The organism is Nocardia sp. SSK8, from assembly GCF_037034205.1.
Lineage (GTDB): Bacteria > Actinomycetota > Actinomycetes > Mycobacteriales > Mycobacteriaceae > Nocardia.
The window spans coordinates 372,644-390,831 of record NZ_JBAGKD010000007.1 but is presented as its reverse complement, the minus strand read 5'-3'; the positions used below and the strand labels follow the sequence as shown (position 1 = coordinate 390,831).

6 protein-coding genes are annotated in these 18,188 nt (G+C 71.7%); all 6 read left to right on the top strand.

Annotation, left to right across the window (positions count from 1 at the left end; translation table 11 throughout):
- Positions 1-186 precede the first annotated feature (186 nt).
- The 6 genes from WA675_RS16700 to WA675_RS16675 all read left to right on the top strand — a co-directional run bounded on the left by WA675_RS16700 (position 187) and on the right by WA675_RS16675 (position 18,165).
- Positions 187-921, top strand: coding sequence for a hypothetical protein (locus WA675_RS16700; protein ID WP_336085452.1), 735 nt, complete (start codon positions 187-189; stop codon positions 919-921).
- A 65-nt stretch (positions 922-986) separates the two neighbouring features.
- Positions 987-1,979 (top strand): ABC transporter substrate-binding protein, encoded by a 993-nt coding sequence (locus WA675_RS16695; protein WP_336085450.1) that lies wholly within the window; start codon positions 987-989, stop codon positions 1,977-1,979.
- Entirely contained in the window at positions 1,976-3,604 is a 1,629-nt protein-coding gene (locus WA675_RS16690) for a condensation domain-containing protein (RefSeq protein WP_336085448.1), read from the top strand. The genes WA675_RS16695 and WA675_RS16690 overlap by 4 nt, the downstream gene beginning before the upstream one ends.
- A complete protein-coding gene (locus tag WA675_RS16685; RefSeq protein ID WP_336085446.1) occupies positions 3,601-8,139 on the top strand; it encodes an AMP-binding protein in 4,539 nt (1,512 codons plus the stop codon). Before WA675_RS16690 ends, WA675_RS16685 begins: the two co-directional genes overlap by 4 nt.
- Before the next feature lie 209 nt (positions 8,140-8,348).
- Positions 8,349-11,906 (top strand): amino acid adenylation domain-containing protein, encoded by a 3,558-nt coding sequence (locus WA675_RS16680; RefSeq protein WP_336085444.1) that lies wholly within the window; start codon positions 8,349-8,351, stop codon positions 11,904-11,906.
- Between the two features lie 64 nt (positions 11,907-11,970).
- Positions 11,971-18,165 (top strand): amino acid adenylation domain-containing protein, encoded by a 6,195-nt coding sequence (locus WA675_RS16675; RefSeq protein ID WP_336085442.1) that lies wholly within the window; start codon positions 11,971-11,973, stop codon positions 18,163-18,165.
- Positions 18,166-18,188: the final 23 nt, after the last annotated feature.

The following is an 18,188-nucleotide window of genomic DNA, read 5'->3' as shown; positions in this document are numbered from 1 at the left end:
GCCCCGGCTACTCGTGGCCAGCGGCCAGACTCCACGGTCGACACCCCACTCGCCCCGGCTACTCGTGGCCAGCGGCCGGATTCCACGGTTGACACTCCACTCGCCCCGGCTACTCGTGGCCAGCGGCCGGATTCCACGGTTGACACTCCACTCGCCCCGGCTGCCCGTGGTCAGCGGCCGGATTCCGTGCTCGACACCCCACGCGCTGCAGCCGATTGGTGCACGGGCGCCGATACTCCGCTCGACGCGCTGCTCAGTGCGCTCGAGCAGCTGGTCGCGGCAGACGCCACCGGCACCCTGCTCGAACTGCCTGGCGCTCCGTCCTTCCGCCCCGCGGCCGTGGCCGCCGCGGTGGCTGACCGGCGCGGGGTGGCGGCCAGTCGGGACACCGCGCGGCCGGACCCGGCGCGGTCCACGGCTCAGTGCCGGGTGATCGGTGTCGAGCCCGGGGCGGTTCGGGTGCTCGTCGAGACGCTGGCCGGACTGGCCGATGGCGCGCTGGTGGAGCTCGCGGTCGATGGTGTGACGGCGGTGGTGTCCGAGCGGACGACCCATGTGGTGGCCCCGGCCGACGCATTACCCACCGATCCGGCGGAGGCCGGGAACAGGCGGTGGGATGTGCTGGGTGACAAGGGTTTACGTGTCACCGCGCCGCGGGGCGTCCTCGGCATGGTCGGCTATGTGGTTCCCGGGTACGCGGGTTCGGCGGCGCGGGGGCCGCTCGACGGGTCCGGCCGGGTGCGGCCGGTGCCGGGGGCGCGCGTGCTGGTGCTCGATGCGGCCGGTGCCCCGGTGCCGCCGGGGGTGACCGGGCAGGTGTGGGTCGGCGGGGTCGCGCAGGCGGGGCCGGAAGGCGGCGAACTCCTGCCGACAGGTGATCGTGCGCACTGGACCACCGATGGCTGGCTGAAATTCGCTTAGCCTAACCTACTATCGACGAAGGCCCGCTGAACGATCCGCGGCCGCGAACACGAGGAGCTCTGTCGATGACGATGCGGCGAGACAACAAGGCGCCGCGCAGGCGCGCGGCAGGCCGGGCCGGACTGGTGCTGCTGGTGCTCGGGCTGGTCTCCGGCCTGGTCGCCTGCGGTTCCGGCGACGACACCGAGACCGGCGCCGGCGTGACCATCACGCACAACTTCGGCGAGACCACCGTGTCCGGGACGCCCGAGCGCGTGGTCACCCTGGGCAGCCAGTGGCTCGACGCCACCCAGGCCATGGGGGTCACCCCGGTGGCCTACGCCGACAGCGTCGCCATGGGCGGCAAGTCCCAGCTGCCCTGGACCCCGCCGGAGCTGGAGAAGGCGACCGTCCTGAAGATGGGCGGCGACATGGCCGAGCAGATCGCCACCGTCGAGCCCGACCTGATCCTGGTGCCCAGCTTCCTGGTGGATCAGCCGATGTACGAGAAGCTCTCGCAGATCGCGCCCACCATCGGCGCGGTGACCCCGAACGCCCAGGTCGACAAGTGGTCCGACCAGCTCACCGTGCTCGGCAAGGTGCTGCACGAGGAAGACAAGGCCACCGAGGTGATCGCCGGGGTCAACGGCAAGATCGACGCGGTCTCGCAGAAGTACCCGAACCTGACGGGCAAGACCTTCCTCACCTGCATGCTGACCGGCCCCGCCCAGCTGATGGTGCTGGCCGATCAGAACGACGGCTCCTCGGAGATGTTCACCCGTCTCGGCATGAGCATCCCCGCCAACATCGCCGCCCAGGCGAACACCGGCGGTCGCCTCGCGCTGTCCCCGGAGCGGCTCAACGAGCTGACCTCCGACGCGCTCATCTGCGGCGCGATGCCGCAGTTCGAGGCCAAGTTCAAGGAACTGCCCGGCTACAACGACCTGCCCGCGGTGCGTTCCGGCGGCATCGCCTTCGTCGACACCAAGACGATCAGCGCGATCAACACCCCCACCCCGCTGTCGATCCCGTACCTGCTCGAGACCCTCGACCCGACCTTCGCGGCGGTCGGCCGATGAGCTCGCCCGCGCGCCCGGTCCCGCTCGCGCCCGCGCAGCAGGCCGCCCTGCTGCCCGAGCGGCTGCGGGATACCCCGGCCGCCAATGTGTTCCTCGCCCTGGAACTCACCGGCGAGATCGACGCCGACGCGCTCGAGCGCGCGGCCGCCGGTGTGCTGGACGGGCACACCGCGCTGCGCACCGTGTTCCCCGCGGACCGGCGCGTGCCGTATCAGCGTGTGGTCGCCGTGCCGGAGACGGTCGTCGCGACGGTGCCGCTCGCCGACGCCGAACTCGCCGACGCCCTGCGCGCCGAGGCCGCGCACCGCTTCGACCTGATCGAGCAGATCCCCGTGCGGATCCGCCGATTCGTGCTGGGGGAGCGCTCGATCCTGGCGCTGACGGTGCACCCGGTCGCCGCCGACGACCTCGCCCTCGACCTGCTGGCCGAGGCCCTGTGCACCGCCTACAACACCGGCACCGCCGCCCCGGCGGCCGCGCAGTTCGCCGGTTTCGTGCCGCGTCAGCTCAAGAGCCTGACCACCACCCCCGCCGTCGACCCGGCGCTGAGCTACTGGCTCGACCGCCTGGCCGGGCTGCCCGAGCGCGCCGAGCCCGCCGCGGGCACCGCGCCCGCCGAGCCGGTGCGCCGGTTCCGCGTCGACCCGGAGACCCTGGCCGACTTCGCCGGTGGGCACGACCGCGCGGCGGCCTTCGCCACCCTGGTCGCCCGCTCACTGAGCGAGGCGGGCCTCGGCACCGATCTGGCCGTCGGCCTGCTGGACCAGGGCCGCGACGCGGACGGCGCCGAGGAGACCATCGGCCATTTCGCCAATCACCTGGTGCTGCGGTTCGATACGACCACCACCGGCACCCCGCGCGACCAGGTCGCCGCGGCCGCCGAGCTCGTCGCTACCGCGCGCACCCACGCGAGCACCCGCGTCGAACGGCTCACCCATCAGCTCAAGGGCGCGGGCGCGGTCGCTACCGGCGGCCTGTTCCAGGTGCTCGTCGGCGTGCGCGCGGCGGCACAGACCGCGCGGCTGCGGGGTTGCGCCGTGCGGGAATTGGACCGTCGGCTGGTCCAGCCGCACGGCGTGGACCTCGTGGTGGATATCGCCGGGGACGCCGACGGTGTCGTGGTGACCCTCCAGGGCCCGGCCCTGCCGGAGCTCGAGGGTTTCGCCGCCCATCTCGAACGCCGCTGCCGTGCCTGGGCCGCGGGCACCGACGAGACCTGCGCGCTGAGCCTGTTCGCCGCGCCCGCACCGCAATTCGACATGTTCGGCCTGCCCGGCCAGGGCGGTCCGGGTCAGACCGACACCGAACGCGCGGTGATCGAGGCGATCCGACGTGTGCTGGAGTTCGACGAGGACGACGAGATCGGCCGCGAGGACACCTTCTTCTCGCTCGGCGGTGACTCCATCGCCGCGCTGCGCCTGGTCACCGACCTGGCCGAGAACGGCTACACCTTCGATGTGCAGCAGGTCTTCGGTTCGCCCGCCATCCACGAGCTGGCCGCGCTGATCGACGAGACCGCCGCCCAGCCCGCACCCGCCCCGGCCCCGGCCGAGGTGGCGCCGCTGAGCGCCTCGGGCCTCGATCCGGCCATGCTCGCGGCACTGGGGAAGAAGCTCGGTCAGTGAGCACGCAGATCCTCGATGTCGTCGCGCTGTCGCCGTTGCAGCGCGGGCTGTACTCGGTCAGCACCACCTCCGGCGAGGTGGACCCCTACCTGGTGACCTTCGCCGTGCGGGTGGCGGGGCTGGCCGACCTGTCGACGCTGCGCAAGGCCTTCGACCAAGTGCTGCAACGGTATCCGCACCTGGGCGGCTCGGTCGTCACCGACGGCCTGCCGCACCCGGTGCTGCTCACCACCACCGCCGGGCACATCGGCTGGACCGAGCTGGACTTGCGCGACGCCGCCGATCCGGAAGCCGCCGCCCGGCAGCGCTACTGGGACGAGGGCCGCATCCGGATCGACCTGGACAACGGCCCGCTGTTCCGCGTCACCGCCGCGCGGGTCGGCGCGCAGGACTACGAGCTGATCTGCACCGCCCACCACATCGTGGTCGACGGCTGGTCGATCCCGCTGCTGTTCGCCGACCTGATGGCGCTGCACCGCGGCGAGGGCGCGACCCTGCCGCCCGCCCCGCCGCTGCGCGAACACGCCGCCTGGCTGGCCTCCCGCGACACCGCCGCCTCCATCGACGCCTGGACCACCGCCCTGTCGGGCCTGGCACCCATGCCGATGATCGCGGGGCCCGCCCCCGCCGACATCCCCGTGCTCGGTGAGGCCCGCTTCGACCGCGCCGAGACCGAGACGGTCACCCGCTGGGCCAGGGCCAACGGCCTGACCCTCAACACTGTGCTCCAGATGGCCTGGGGCCGGGTGCTTTCCAGCCTCACCGGCCGCGACGACGTGGTGTTCGGCCAGACCACCTCCGGCCGCGACGCCTCGCTGCCCAACGCCGATCGCCTGGTCGGCGCGCTGGTCACCACCATCCCGGTGCGCGTGCGCATGGACGAGCGCACGCCAGCCGCGATCGGCGCCGAACTCCAGCGCGAGGTGGCCGCCCTGCGCGCCCACGAGTACCTGGGCATCGCCGAGATCACCAAGCAGGCCGGTATCGGCCAGCTCTTCGACACCCTGCTGGTCTTCGAGAACACCCCGATGGGCTCGATCACCGCGCGCATGCCGCTGGCCGACGGCGCCACCCTGGCCCCGCGCCGCATCGACTCCCCGAGCCACTACCCGATCGCGGTGGTCCCCGTGGTCGAGGACAACCAGCTCATCACCCGCGTGGAGATCCGCCCCGACCTGGTAGCCCGCTTCGAGCCCGACCGGCTCGCCCGCCGCCTGCTCGCGGTGGTCCGCGCCATCGTCGACGCCGAGCGCGGCTGTGCCGTCCCCGTCCTGCTCGCCGACGAACCCGCCGCGCTGGCCGTGGGTCCCGCGCACCCGGTGCCGTTCGAGAATGTGCCGCAGGCCTTGCTGGCCGCCGCCGATGCCGCCGGATCACGGGTGGCCGTCGTCGACGAGATCGGTGAGCACACCTTCGTCGAATTCGGTTCCGCTGTGCGGGTGCTGGCCGGTGGACTGCGCGCGCACGGCGTCGGAAACGGAACCGCCGTCGCGGTAGTACTGCCGCGCGATCGCCGAGTCCTGCACGCCCCCTTCGCCATTGCCGAAGCCGGTGGCCTGTGCGTGCACGTCGACCCGGCCACCCCGGCCGACCGGCTCGCGTACATGTTCGAGACCGCCGATGTGCGCGTCGTGCTGGCCGACGAGTCGCTGGCCGGACTGCTGGCGGACGTGCGTTCCGAGGGACGCGAATTCGCGCACCTGGTGCCGGACAACTCCGGCGTCGTCCGCCGGGGCACCGCCACCGTTCCGTCGCCGAGCGCCGATGGAGCGGGAGACGCCGACATCAGCGCTGCCTTGCCTGCGTCGGGTGTGGAGGGTGCGGGGAACGCCGACATCAGCGTTGCTGGGCTGGTGACGGGCGTCGAGGGTGCTGGAGACGCCGACATCAGCGCTGCCTCGCTTGCGTCGGGGGTCGAGGGTGTGGGAAACGCCGACATCGTTGCCGCTTCGCGGCCGGGTGGAGCCGACGCACGGCGGGGCGCCGAGCCTGCGCGCGGTGCCGACTCGGTTGATGTTGCGGCGCATCGTGTTCCGGACGAGCACACGCCGTTCTATGTCATCTTCACCTCGGGCACCACGGGGCGGCCGAAGGGCGTCGTCGTTCCACACGGTGCCCTGCTGAACCACTGGTCCAATCACGAGCACCGCATCTTCGCCCCCGCCGCCGCGCGCGCCGGACGGCAGCTGCGGATCGGGCACGGCTGGTCGACCGGGTTCGACGCCGCCTGGCAGCCGACGGTCGCGCTGCTCAGCGGGCACGCGGTCGTGCTGCTGGGCGACAAGGTGCGCACCGACGCCGACGGGATCGTCGCGGCCATCCGCACCGAGGGCATCGACATCTTCGACACCTCACCGTCCATGCTGAGCCGGTTGATCGACGCGGGCCTGTTCGAGACCGTCGACCGGCGCGAACACTGCCCCCTCGCCGTGCTCGCGCTCGGCGGCGAGGCGATCAGCCAGGACACCTGGCGGCGGCTGCAGGGCCTGGCTGACACCCGGGTGATCAACTTCTACGGCCCCACCGAGACCACGGTCGAGGCGCTGATGGCCGACGTGCACGACCACGTCGCGCCGACCATCGGCCGCACCTTCGGCGGCATGACCGCCGAGGTGCTCGACCACCGGCTGCGGCCGGTGCCGCCCGGCGGGCAGGGCGAGCTGTACCTGTCCGGCCGTCAGCTGGCACTGGGTTACCTGGGGCGTCCCGCCACCACGGCGGCGGCCTTCGTCGCGGGGGCGGCCGGGCGCCGGTACCGCACCGGCGATCTGGTGCGCCGCGATACCGATGGCACCGTCGTCTACGAGGGCCGGATCGACAGCCAGGTCAAGATCAACGGCTACCGCGTCGAGCCCGACGAGGCCACCGTGGTGCTGCGCGAGATCGACGGCGTCACCCACGCCGCCGCCCTGGCCTTCACCGACAACGGCCGCACCCGCCTCGGCGCGCTGGTGGTCGCCGACCGCACGGCCGCGCAGATTCGCGCGGCCGCCGCCCGGCGCCTGCCGCAGTTCCTGGTGCCCAGCCGGATCGTGCACGTCGCGCAGATCCCGTTGAACCGCAACGACAAACTCGACGTGCACGCCGCCACCGCCCTGCTCACCGCGCCGGTCGCGCAGGGCCCGGAGGCCGAACCGGCCACCGATACCGAACGCGCGCTGCTGGAACTGATCACGGCCATGCGCGACGGCGCTGGCGCGCGCATCGGCATCCTGGACAGCCTCATCGACCTGGGGATCGACAGCATCGGCGTGATCGACCTGGTCTCGCGGCTGCGCGGCGCCGGATACAGCGTGGCCGCGAAAGACGTTCTCGCGGCGGCGGATCTGCGTGAACTGGCCGCCCGCATCGACAACGGCGAGACCGGTCTCGCGGCGACCGAGGTCACCGCGGCGGGCACCGAACTGCCGCTGACCGCGCTGGCCAACGAGATCATCGCCACCGGTGACTACCGGTATCTGGCCCAGAGCCAGGTACTCACGCTGCCCGAGGGCGCGACCGTCGCCGAGATCGTCGCCCGCCTCGACGCGCTGGCCGTCGCCCATCCCACCCTGCGCTCGCGACTGCGGCGCGACGGGGCGGGTGCGGTACTGGTGGTCGAGGAGACCTCCAGCGCGGCCGAACTCACCGTGGTGGCCGACGGTTCGCTCACCCCGGCGCGGGCGCTGGAACAGACCGTGCACCGGCTCGACCCCGACGCGGGCCGGATGATCGCGGCCACCGTGCTCGACGGCAGGCTGCTGCTCTCGATCCACCACCTGGCGGTGGACGTGGTCTCCTGGCTGATCCTCGCCGACGACCTGCGCAATCTGGAACAGGACCGCGAGATCGCCCCGGAAGGTGCTGGTACCGAGGTCGATTCGGCGCCGGTGACCCCGGTGATCCGTGGCGGCGTACTCGGCACCCGCTATACCGACCCCGCCCGCGACCGGGCCGTGCACGCCACCCAGCAACTGGTGGAACTCGGCCCGGAGCACACCGAGCGGCTGCTGGCGGCCTGCGCCGAGCACGAGGTGAGCCTGGACGAGGCGATGCTGGTGGCCTGCGCCGCGAGCTTCCCCGGCACCGCCGACGAGTCCGGCGCCATCGCGCTCACCCGCGAATCCCACGGCCGCCCGGCCGACGACGATTCGCGCCGGGTCGGCTGGTTCACGGTGGAGGAGACCCTGGCCGTGCCGGGGCGCCTGGCCGCGGACTGGTCCCCGGCGGCGGGCAAGCCCGCGCTGGGGGAGCGCGACCGGGCGGTGCGTGCCCAGCTGCGCCTGAACCACCTCGGCCGGTTCGACGTGCTGCAGTTCGGCAGCGGTCCGTGGTCGCCGGTGCCGATCGCCGATTTCACCGCGGAGTTCGGTGTCGCGGTCGATCCGGCGTTGCCGCTGCGCTTCACCGTCGACATCACCACCGCGGTCGTGGCCCGCGACGGGCGCCCCTGCCTGGTGGCCCAGTTCGACGGCAACACAGCGGTTCTCCCGCCGGATGAGCTCGTCGAGCTCACCCGGCGCTGGTACGACGTGGTCGTGGCCTACACGGTCTGACCCTCCGGACGGCCGGTCCCGCGGTGATCCCGCGGCACCGGCCGTTCGTTGATTCCGGAGGTGTGGCGATGCCGATATCTGGGTAGTCACGTAGGTTAGGCAAACCACATTGTTCATTTCGACAGCCCTCATGAGTTACGATGCCAGAAGGTTAGGCAAGGCTTGCCTTGTGTCCCCTGGGGGACAGTTCTGGTTGATTGAGGAGTCTGATGTTCGGCAAGGCGGAAGTTCGCGAGCTCGTGGCGGCCGATCTCGGCATCGCGCCCGAAACCATCGGCTTCGACGACGATCTCGTCAGCCTGGGCATGCACTCCATGAAGCTCATGCACCTGTCCGCCAAGTGGCGCAAGCAGGGCTATGACCTGCGCAGTTCCAGCCTCGCCCTGCAGCCGACCATCAATGCCTGGGTCGAGCTGCTGGCCGCGGCGGGTGGGGCGCCCGAGCCCGCGCCCGCCGTCCCGGTCGTTCCGGAGGAGGCGGGTGAGGAGTTCGAGCTCGCCACCATGCAGCACGCCTACTGGGTCGGCCGCAGGCAGGGCCAGGCGCTCGGTGGCGTGGCCGCGCACCTCTACGTCGAATTCGACGGTGCCGGGCTCGAGCCCGAGCGGCTGCGGCGGGCGGTCGACGCGCTGCTGCGCCGCCACGACATGCTGCGCGCCCAGTTCCTCGACAGCGGTACCCAGCGTGTCCTGCCCCAGCCGCTGGTCCCGGTCTTCGCCAGCGCCGATCTGAGCGCCCGCGCCGACGCCGCCGACGAACTCGAGCGCATCCGCCAGGACAAGAGCCACCAGCGCATGGACGTCGGCGCCGGACAGGTCGTCGATATCGCGGTGAGCACCCTGGCCGAGGGCAGGCACCGCCTGCACCTCGACGTCGACATGGTCGCCGCCGACGCCCAGAGCTACCGCCGCATCCTCGACGACCTGGCCACCCTCTACGAGGCCGACAGCGCCACCCTGCCCGCGCTCGGTGTCACCTTCCGTCAGTACCTGGCCGCCAAGGCGGGCAGCGCGCCCGACAACAGCGCCGATGCCGCCTGGTGGGCCGAGAAGATCACCACCCTGCCCGATATCCCGTCGCTGCCGGTGGTCCCGGAGAACGAGCGCGCCGACGCCGCGCGCAGCATCCGCCTGCACCACTGGTTCGATGCCGACACCAAGGCCGCGCTGCACCGCAACGCGCACCGCAACGGCGTCACCCCGGCGGTCGCGCTCGCCACCGTCTTCGGTGAGGCCCTCGCCCGCTGGTCGGCCAAGCAGCGCTTCCTGCTCAACCTCCCGCTGTTCGCCCGCGAGCAGTTGCACGACGACATCGACCAGGTGGTCGGCGACTTCACCAACTCGGTGCTGGTCGAGGTCGACGCCAGCGAGCGCGAGTCCACCGTGGCCCGTGCCAAGAAGCTGCAGCGCGAACTGCACACCTGCGCCGAGCATTCCGCCTACGAGGGCCTGGATGTGCTGCGCGACCTGGGCAAACTGCGTGGCGGTCCGGTGACGCCGTCGGTGGTGTTCACCTCCGGCCTCGACCTGGGTGAGCTGTTCTCCGAGCGGGTCACCCGGGTGTTCGGTGAGCCGGTGTGGATCATCTCGCAGGGCCCGCAGGTCGATATCGACGCCCAGGTCGCCGAGCTCAACGGCGGCCTGCTGGTGAACTGGGACATCCGCCGCGACGCGCTGCCCGCCGGGGTGGCCGAGGCCATGTTCACCGAGTTCCGCCGCATCGTGGACCGGCTGGTCGCGGACGGCGCCGACTGGAACGCCGACCTCACCATCGACCTGCCCGAAGCCCAGCGCGCCGTCCGCGCCGAAGCCAACAACACCGCCGCCGACCTGGGCTCGCGCACCCTGCACGCCGCCTTCTTCGAACGCGCCGCCCGGAATCCTGAACGCACCGCGCTGCGTTGGCGCGACGGCGGCTCCGCGTCCTACGGCGAGCTGGCCGCCCAGTCCCTCGCCGTCGCCAACGCCCTCACCGAAGCCGGTGTGCGCCAGGGCGATACGGTCGCGGTGATCGTCCCCAAGGGCCACCGCCAGATCCCCGCCGTCCTCGGTGTGCTGGCCGCCGGTGCCACCTACCTGCCCATCGCCACCGACCAGCCCGCCGCCCGCCGCGACCGTATCCTCGCGCGCGGTGAGGTGCGCGTGGCGCTGCTCGACGGCGCGCGCGCGGAGACAACCGACCTGCCCACGGATGTCCGGGTCGTGACCCTCACCGATGCCCTGGCCCGCCCCGCGCTGGACGCCCCCGTCGCTGTCGCCCCCGACGACCTCGCCTATGTGCTTTTCACCTCCGGCTCCACCGGTGAGCCCAAGGGTGTCGAGGTGAGTCATCGTGCCGCCGCCAACACCATCGACGCCATCGACACCCGCTTCGGGGTCGGCGAGCGGGACCGCGCGATCGGCCTGTCCGCCCTGGGCTTCGACCTGTCGGTCTACGACATCTTCTCCGCGCTGGCTCGCGGCGGTGCCCTGGTCTGCGTCGACACCGAGACCGAGCGTGACGCGCAGGCCTGGGCCGAGCTGATCGCCGAGGCCGGGGTCACCGTGGTCAATGCCGCCCCCGGCCTGATCACCATGCTGCTCGAGCTGGGCACCGCCGAGCAGTTGCGCACCGTGCGCCTGGTGCTCACCGGTGGTGACCGGGTCCGCACCGACCTCGCCCAGCGGATGCGCGCGCTGGTGCCCGGCCTGCGCTTCGTCGGCCTTGGCGGCACCACCGAGACCGCCATCCACTCCACCGTCTGTGAGGTCACCGACGACTTCCCGGCTGAATGGGACAACGTCCCCTACGGCACCCCGCTGGCCAATGTGGCGCTGCGGGTGGTGAACCAGCGCGGCGAGGACTGCCCCGACTGGGTGCTGGGTGAGCTGTGGATCGGCGGCGCGAGCGTGGCCGACGGCTACCGAGGCGACCCGGAGCGCACCGCCGACCGCTTCGTCGAGCACGAGGGCACGCGCTGGTACCGCACCGGCGACCTGGCCCGCTACCTGCCCGACGGCACCGTCGACTTCCTCGGCCGCGCCGACCACCAGGTGAAGATCCGCGGCTACCGCGTGGAACTCGGCGAGATCGAGTCGGCGCTCACCGCCCTGCCGGAGATCACCGAAGCCGTCGCCCTGATCACCGACTCCGGCCGCCTCGCCGCCGCCGTCACCACCGCTGCTCCGGCCACCGCCGTCACCGCCCCGGCCAGCGCAGGCGATGCGGGCGTCGCTGCTGGCTCGGTGCCCACTACCGGGCCGGGGATCGCCGCCGGTTCGGCGCCGGTCGCCGGTTCGCTCACCGCGGCGACGGCACTGGAGCGGCTGAGCGAAGCCTTGCCGTCGTACATGATTCCCGACGCGCTGGAAGTCCTCGAGCGCATCCCGTTGACCACCAACGGCAAACTCGACCGTGCCGCCATCCGCAAGCGCCTGGCCGCCGATGGTGACGTCGTGAGCGCCTATGTCGCCCCAGCCAACGAACTCGAGGCCGCCCTGGCCTACATCGCCGCCCAGGTGCTCGACACCGACCGGATCGGCGTGGAGACCGACTTCTTCGAGGTCGGCGGCAACTCCATCCTGGCCACCACCCTCACCGCCAAGGTGCGCGGCCTGCTCGCCGTCGACGGCTTCGGGGTGGCCGCGGTGCTCGACGGCCGCACCGTGCGCCGCATCAGCGACGAGCTGCTCGCCGCCGAACCCGTCCCGGCCCGCCTGCTCCAGGTGGCGCGCATCCTGTGCGAACTGGCCGAGATCGACCTGCCGGAACCGGTACTCGCCCGCTGAGCACCCGCCCGGCCCGCCGGGCACCGCAGTACCGAACTACCGCAGTAGAGATTGGTTAGACCGAATGCGATCCCTGGAAGACCTGCAAGCCGCAATGCGCGCCCGCCTTGCGCAGGAGGGCCTGGACACCACCCCCCAGGTGGCCCGGCGCCGGGATCCCGCTCGCGCCGCGCTCTCGTTCGGTCAGCGGTATGTGTGGGCGCACCAGCAGATCTCGCCCGAGAGCAGTGCCTACAACCTGTGCCTGGCGTTGACCTTCACCGGCCATGTCGACGACGATGCCCTGCGCCGCGCCTTCACCGCGCTGCCCCGCCGCCACGAGGTGCTGCGCACCACCTACCACAACGACGACCAGGGCAACCCTTACCAGCGCATCCACGACGAGCTGCCGCCCCGGGTCAGCGTGCTGGACTTCACCGACCGCTCGCGCCCCGAGGCCGACGCCGCGCTGGCCGAACTGGTCACCGCCGCCGCGCACGACACCTTCGACCTGTCGGCCGAGTCCTCGCTGCGGCTGAGCTTCGTGCGGCTCGACGCCACCACCGTCGTGGTGGTGCTGGTCATCCAGCACATCGCCTGGGACGGCATGACCCTGCCCGCGCTCTCCCGCGATGTGGAGCGCTTCTACAGCCAGGCCCTCACCGGCGAGATCACCGCCGAACCGCTGGCCCTGCAGGTCGCCGACTTCGCCGAATGGGAACAGGACCGCTTCGCCGAGGCCGATCACCGTGCCACCGAACAGTTCTGGGCCGGGCAGTTCGACGGCGAGGTCCCCGAGCTCGCGCTGCCGTACAACCGCAGGCCCGCCGTGGTCTCCGAGGCTGGCGTGCGGCTGGACCGGCTGCTGAGTGCCGAGGCCGACACGAATCTGCGCGCCCTGTCGACCCAGCTACGGGTGACCCCGTTCCAGGTGTTCCTGGCCGCCTACTACGTGGCACTGCGCCAGCTCACCGGCCAGTCCGACATCGTGGTGGGCACCACCGTCGCCCATCGCGAAGAGTCCGGCATGGACCAGCTGATCGGCAATCTCAGCAATATGCTGCCGCTGCGCTTCACCGGCCGGGTGGCCACCTTCGCCGAGATGGTCGAGCAGGTCCGCACCGTCACCACGGACGCCTTCCGGCACAAGCACTTCCCGGCCGAGGCCGTGGTCCGCACGGTCAACAAGGCCACCGGCAATATCGGCTCCCGCCTGTTCGACACCATGGTGCTGTTCCTGCACCAGAAGATCGACGGCCCGCAGCTGCCCGGCGCCCGCACCGGCTGGCAGCTCGCCGACCACGGCGCCTCGCTGCTGCCCATCGCCGTCGAGGCGTTCATGCACGCCGACCGCGTGGACGTCCAGATCACCTATCGCACCGACCTTTTCGACGAGCCGACCATCGTGCGCCTGCACGAGTACATCGACCAGGTGCTCACCGCCGCGACCGCGCGCGGCTCGCTCGCCGAACTGCTCACCCTGTCGGACCGCGACCGCACGGCCCTGGATACCTGGTCGCGCGGCGGCCGGGTGACGGTCCAGCGCGACACCGTCGACGCCATGATCCGCCACTCCGCGGCCACCTATCCCGCGCGCACCGCCGTGGTCTTCGGCGATCTCGAACTCGACTACGCCGAATTCGATTCGCGGGTCAACCGATTCGCGCGCCTGCTCGCCGAGCGTGGCGTCGGCTCCGGTGACCGGGTGGGTGTGTTCGCCGAGCGCAGCGAGCACCTGCCAGTGCTGTTCGCGGCGGTGCTGCGCGCGGGCGCGGTCTATGTGCCGGTGGACCCGAGCTACCCGGCCGACCGCATCGAATTCATGCTCGGCGACGCCGAACCCGCGCTGCTGGTGCGCGCGGTGACGGGGGAGCGCGACCGTGATCTCGGCGCCCTGCCGGTGCCGGTGATCGACGTGCACACCGACGAGATCCGTTCCGCGCTGGCCGCTTTCGACGATTCCGCATTCGAGCCCGGCCGCCCGATCCACCCGCTCGACGCCGCCTACCTGCTCTACACCTCCGGCACCACCGGCCGCCCCAAGGGCGTGGTGATCAATCACCGCGCCGTGGCCAACCATGTGCAGTGGATGCGTGACTTCCTCGGCTTCGGCGGCAGCGCTGACGCGAGCGGCGAGCTGCCCGACCCCGCCACTACCCGGGGTGTGCTCGGTCAGCCCGTGCCGGAGACGGCCGAACGCATTCTGCAGAAGGCGCCCATCGGCTTCGACGTGTCGGTATTCGAGCTGGTCAACGCGCTGTGCACGGGTTCGGCGACGGTGCTGCCGCCGCCGGAGTGGTGGCAGGCCGATGTGGAGGCGCTGGCCGCCATCATCGAACGGCACCGCATCACCCAGATCTCGCTGGTCCCCAGCGTGGTGCGCGCCTTCCTCGACGCCGGGCCCGACCCGGCGCGATTGCGGTCCATGCGTTTCGTCTACCTCGGTGGCGAGGCCGTCCCGCCGCCGCTGGTGGCCGAGGCGAGCCGGGTCTTCGGCGGCACGGTGCTCGGTCTCTACGGCCCCACCGAGGGCGCCATGGACATCACCCACGAGGACTTCGCCGGTGCGCTGGCCGACCCGGCGGCCTTCCGCTCGGCGCTGATCGGCCTGCCGGAGTGGAACTCGGATGTGCACGTCCTCGACGAGCAGCTGCGTCGCGTCCCCACCGGCGTCACCGGTGAGCTCTACCTGGGCGGCATCCAGCTCGCCCAGGGTTACCACCGCCGTCCCGGCCTGAGCGCGGGTACCTTCGTGGCCTGCCCCTTCGCCGACGAGCCAGGCGCGCGCATGTACCGCACCGGCGATATCGTCCGCTGGCACCCCAGCGGCAGCCTCGAGTACCTGGGCCGGGTCGACGACCAGGTCAAGATCCGCGGGCACCGTATCGAACTCGGTGAGGTCGGCACCGTGCTGCGGCAGGTGCCCGGCATCGCCGCGGCCGTCGCCATCGCTGTGCCGCGTGGCGCCGAATCCGTGCTGGTCGCCTACTACGTCGCCGAGCCCGACTCGGCCCTGGCCACCGGCACCGCCGAGGAGCACTCCGGCGTCATCCGCGCCCAGCTCGCGCAGCTGCTGCCCGACTACATGATCCCGTCCGCCCTGGTCCGGCTGGCGGAACTGCCGCTCACCGCCAATGGCAAGCTCGACCGCAAGGCGCTGCCGCAGCCCGATCTCGGCGGCGAGTCCGGCAACGGTCGCGCGCTGCGCGGCGACGCGGAAACCGCTGTCGCCGACGTCATCCGGCAGGTCCTCGGCATCGACAATGCCCTGGCCGCCGACGATGACTTCCTGGCCCTGGGCGGTGACTCCATCAGCGCCATCCGCATGGCCTCCGCCTTGAAGAAGCGCGGCCTGCTGATCACCACCAGCACCCTGTTCGAGGCCAGGACGGTCGCCGCCATCGCCGCCGCGACCACCCCGCTCGACGAGGCGGCGGGCCCGGCCCTGATCGAATCCGGCGACGGCACCGGCTGGATTCCCCTCCAGCCCATCGCCACCCTGCTCACCAGCGGTTCGTCCGCCTACAGTGCCTACTCCCAGGCCACGGCTGTCGTCACCCCCGCCGACGCCACCCCCGACCGGATCACCGCCGCCGTCCACCACCTGATCGACCGCCACCCCCTGCTCCGCGCCCGCATCGCGCCCGGCCCCGACGGTGCACTCGGCTACTTCGTACCGAGCGCCGAGGCGGCAGCGGACTCCGCGCAGCATGTCGGCTATCCGAGCGTAGTGGAAGTGGTTGTCCCGCATGGGGACTGGGATGCGACCGCAGGCGACCTCCTTCAGCGACACCTGCGCGAGATCGCCGAATCCTTCGACCCCGCAGCGGGCGCGATGGTCGGTGCGGTCTGGCTGCGCGCCGACGACAACTCCGCCGGGCGCCTGCTGCTGGTCGCCCACCATCTCGTGGTCGACGGCGTCTCCTGGCGCATCCTGCACGACGATCTGCGTCAGTACTGGGACGGCGCAACGGATCTCGACACCACGGGCACCTCGGTCCAGGCGTGGAACACCAATCTCACCGCGCTGGCCCAGTCCCCGGAGATCACCGCGACCCTGCCCACCTGGCAGGCCGTGGCCGAGGCCGCCGACCCTCTCCTGGGTGGCCGCGCCTACGATCCCGCGCTCGACACCGCGGCTACGGTCGCCGAGGTCACCGCCGAGCTGGATGCCGAGGACACCCAGTTCCTGATGACCACCGCCGCCCAGGCGTTCCGCTGCGACTTCCTCGATATCCAGGTCGCCGCCCTCGCCGTGGCCGCCCACCGCTTCCGCCGCGATCGCGGCCGCGACGGCGCCACCCTGTCGGTCACCATGGAACGCCACGGCCGCGTCGACGACCTCTTCGCCGGGGCCGACCTGGCAACTACGGTCGGCTGGTTCACCACCGCCTACCCGATGGCCCTCGACATCAGCGGCGGCCGTGCGGAATTCGAGCCCGAGATGGTGCGCGCGGTGCAAGCCGTGAAGGAGCAGGTGCTCGCCGTGCCCGACGGCGGCATCGCCTGGGGCCTGCTGCGCTGGCTGAACCCGGACACCCGTGCCGCGCTGGAAAGCACTGCCGCACCGCAGATCAGCTTCAACTACATGGGCCGCTTCGCTCTCGCGAGTGCCCAGGACGCCACCACCTGGGACGCCGCCCCGGAATTCGGCTACCTCGGCGGCCACGCCGACCCCGCCATGCCCGCCCCGGCCGTCCTCGACATCAATACCGTCGCCCTGGTCGAGACCGGCGAACAGCCCGCCCTGCGCGCCTCGTTCCGCTACCCGACCGGCGTGCTCACCGAGGCCGAGGTCAGTGAGTTCGCCGCGCTGTGGACCACCGCCCTGCGCGAGCTGGCCAAGACCGTCCGGGAGAACCCGGAGACCCGGCTCACCCCCAGCGATGTGCTGGCGAGCGAGGTCACCCAGCTCGATCTGGACCGCTGGCAGCGGCAGTACGGCCGCTTCGAGGACGTCTACCCGCTGGCCCCGCTCCAGGCGGGCCTGTACTTCACCGCCCTGAGCACCGCGGGCCGCGACGCCTACACCGTGCAGACCACCATCACCGTGCGCGGCGCCCTCGACGTCACCCGGCTGACGAGCTCGCTCGACACCGTGTTCAACCGCTACCCGAACCTGCGCATCGCGGTCGCGGTCTCGCACTCCGGTCAGCCGTACGCCATCGTCGCCGAGCACCTGGACTTCCAGGTCGACGAAATCCACCTGGCCGCAGACGAACTCGAGGACTTCCTCGACGCGGACCAGGCCAAGCCCTTCGACCTCGCCCGCGGCCCGCTCATGCGCGCCACCGTGGTGCACCTGCCCGAGGACCAGCACATGCTGGTGCTCGCCTCGCACCACATCCTCACCGACGGCTGGTCCGGCCAGCTGCTGCCGCGCGAGATCTTCGCCGACTACGCCGACAACGGCACCGAACCCCTCGGCGACCCGGGCACTTTCGCCGAATTCCTGCGCCACACCCGCGCCACCGAAGAAGCCACCGAAGCCGCCTGGACCGAATACCTGGCCGACGTGCGCCCCTGCCTGGTCGCCCCCAACCGTGCCACCGGCGGCTCGGAAGTGCCGGTGCAGCACCGGTTCCCGATCGAACCGGAACTGGCCGACGCGCTCACCGAGCGGGCCGCCGAACTGGGCACCACCTTCAGCGCGCTGTGCCAGCTGGCCTGGGGCAGTGTGCTGCGCTGGGTCACCGGCGAGGACTCGGCGGTCTTCGGCGAGGTGGTCTCGGGCCGCCCGGCCGATCTCGAGGACGTCGACACCGCCATCGGCTGCTTCGTCAACACGGTGCCCGTCGCCATCGACCTCGACGCCCGGCACAGCTGGCGCGAGACCGTCACCGAGATGCAGCGGCGGCGGATGGCACTGCTCGAACACCACCAGCTGCGCCTCACCACGGCCAACAAGGCCACGGGCGCGCGCAAGCTGTTCGACAGCATGTTCGTGTTCCAGTCCTACCCGTCCGGCCGTGACGAGCTGGTGCGCCTGCTCGGCGCGCGCGAACTGGAACTGGTGGACTTCGCCGGGCGCGGAGCCACCGACAACGCGCTGATGGTCATGGTCTTCCCCGCGGATCTGCTGTTCCCGGGCGAACCGTGGCAGGTGGTCGTGTTCTACGCCGAGGACTCCTTCGACGCGGGCGACGCCGAGATCATCGAAACCGCTTTCACCAACACCCTGCGCGCGCTCGCGGGTGACCTCGACCGCCGCATCGGCGCGACGGAGGTCCTCGGTGACGAGGACGCGGCCATGTTGGCGATGAGACGAATGTGGCAGTGACCGCCGCACTAGCTAGGAGAAAC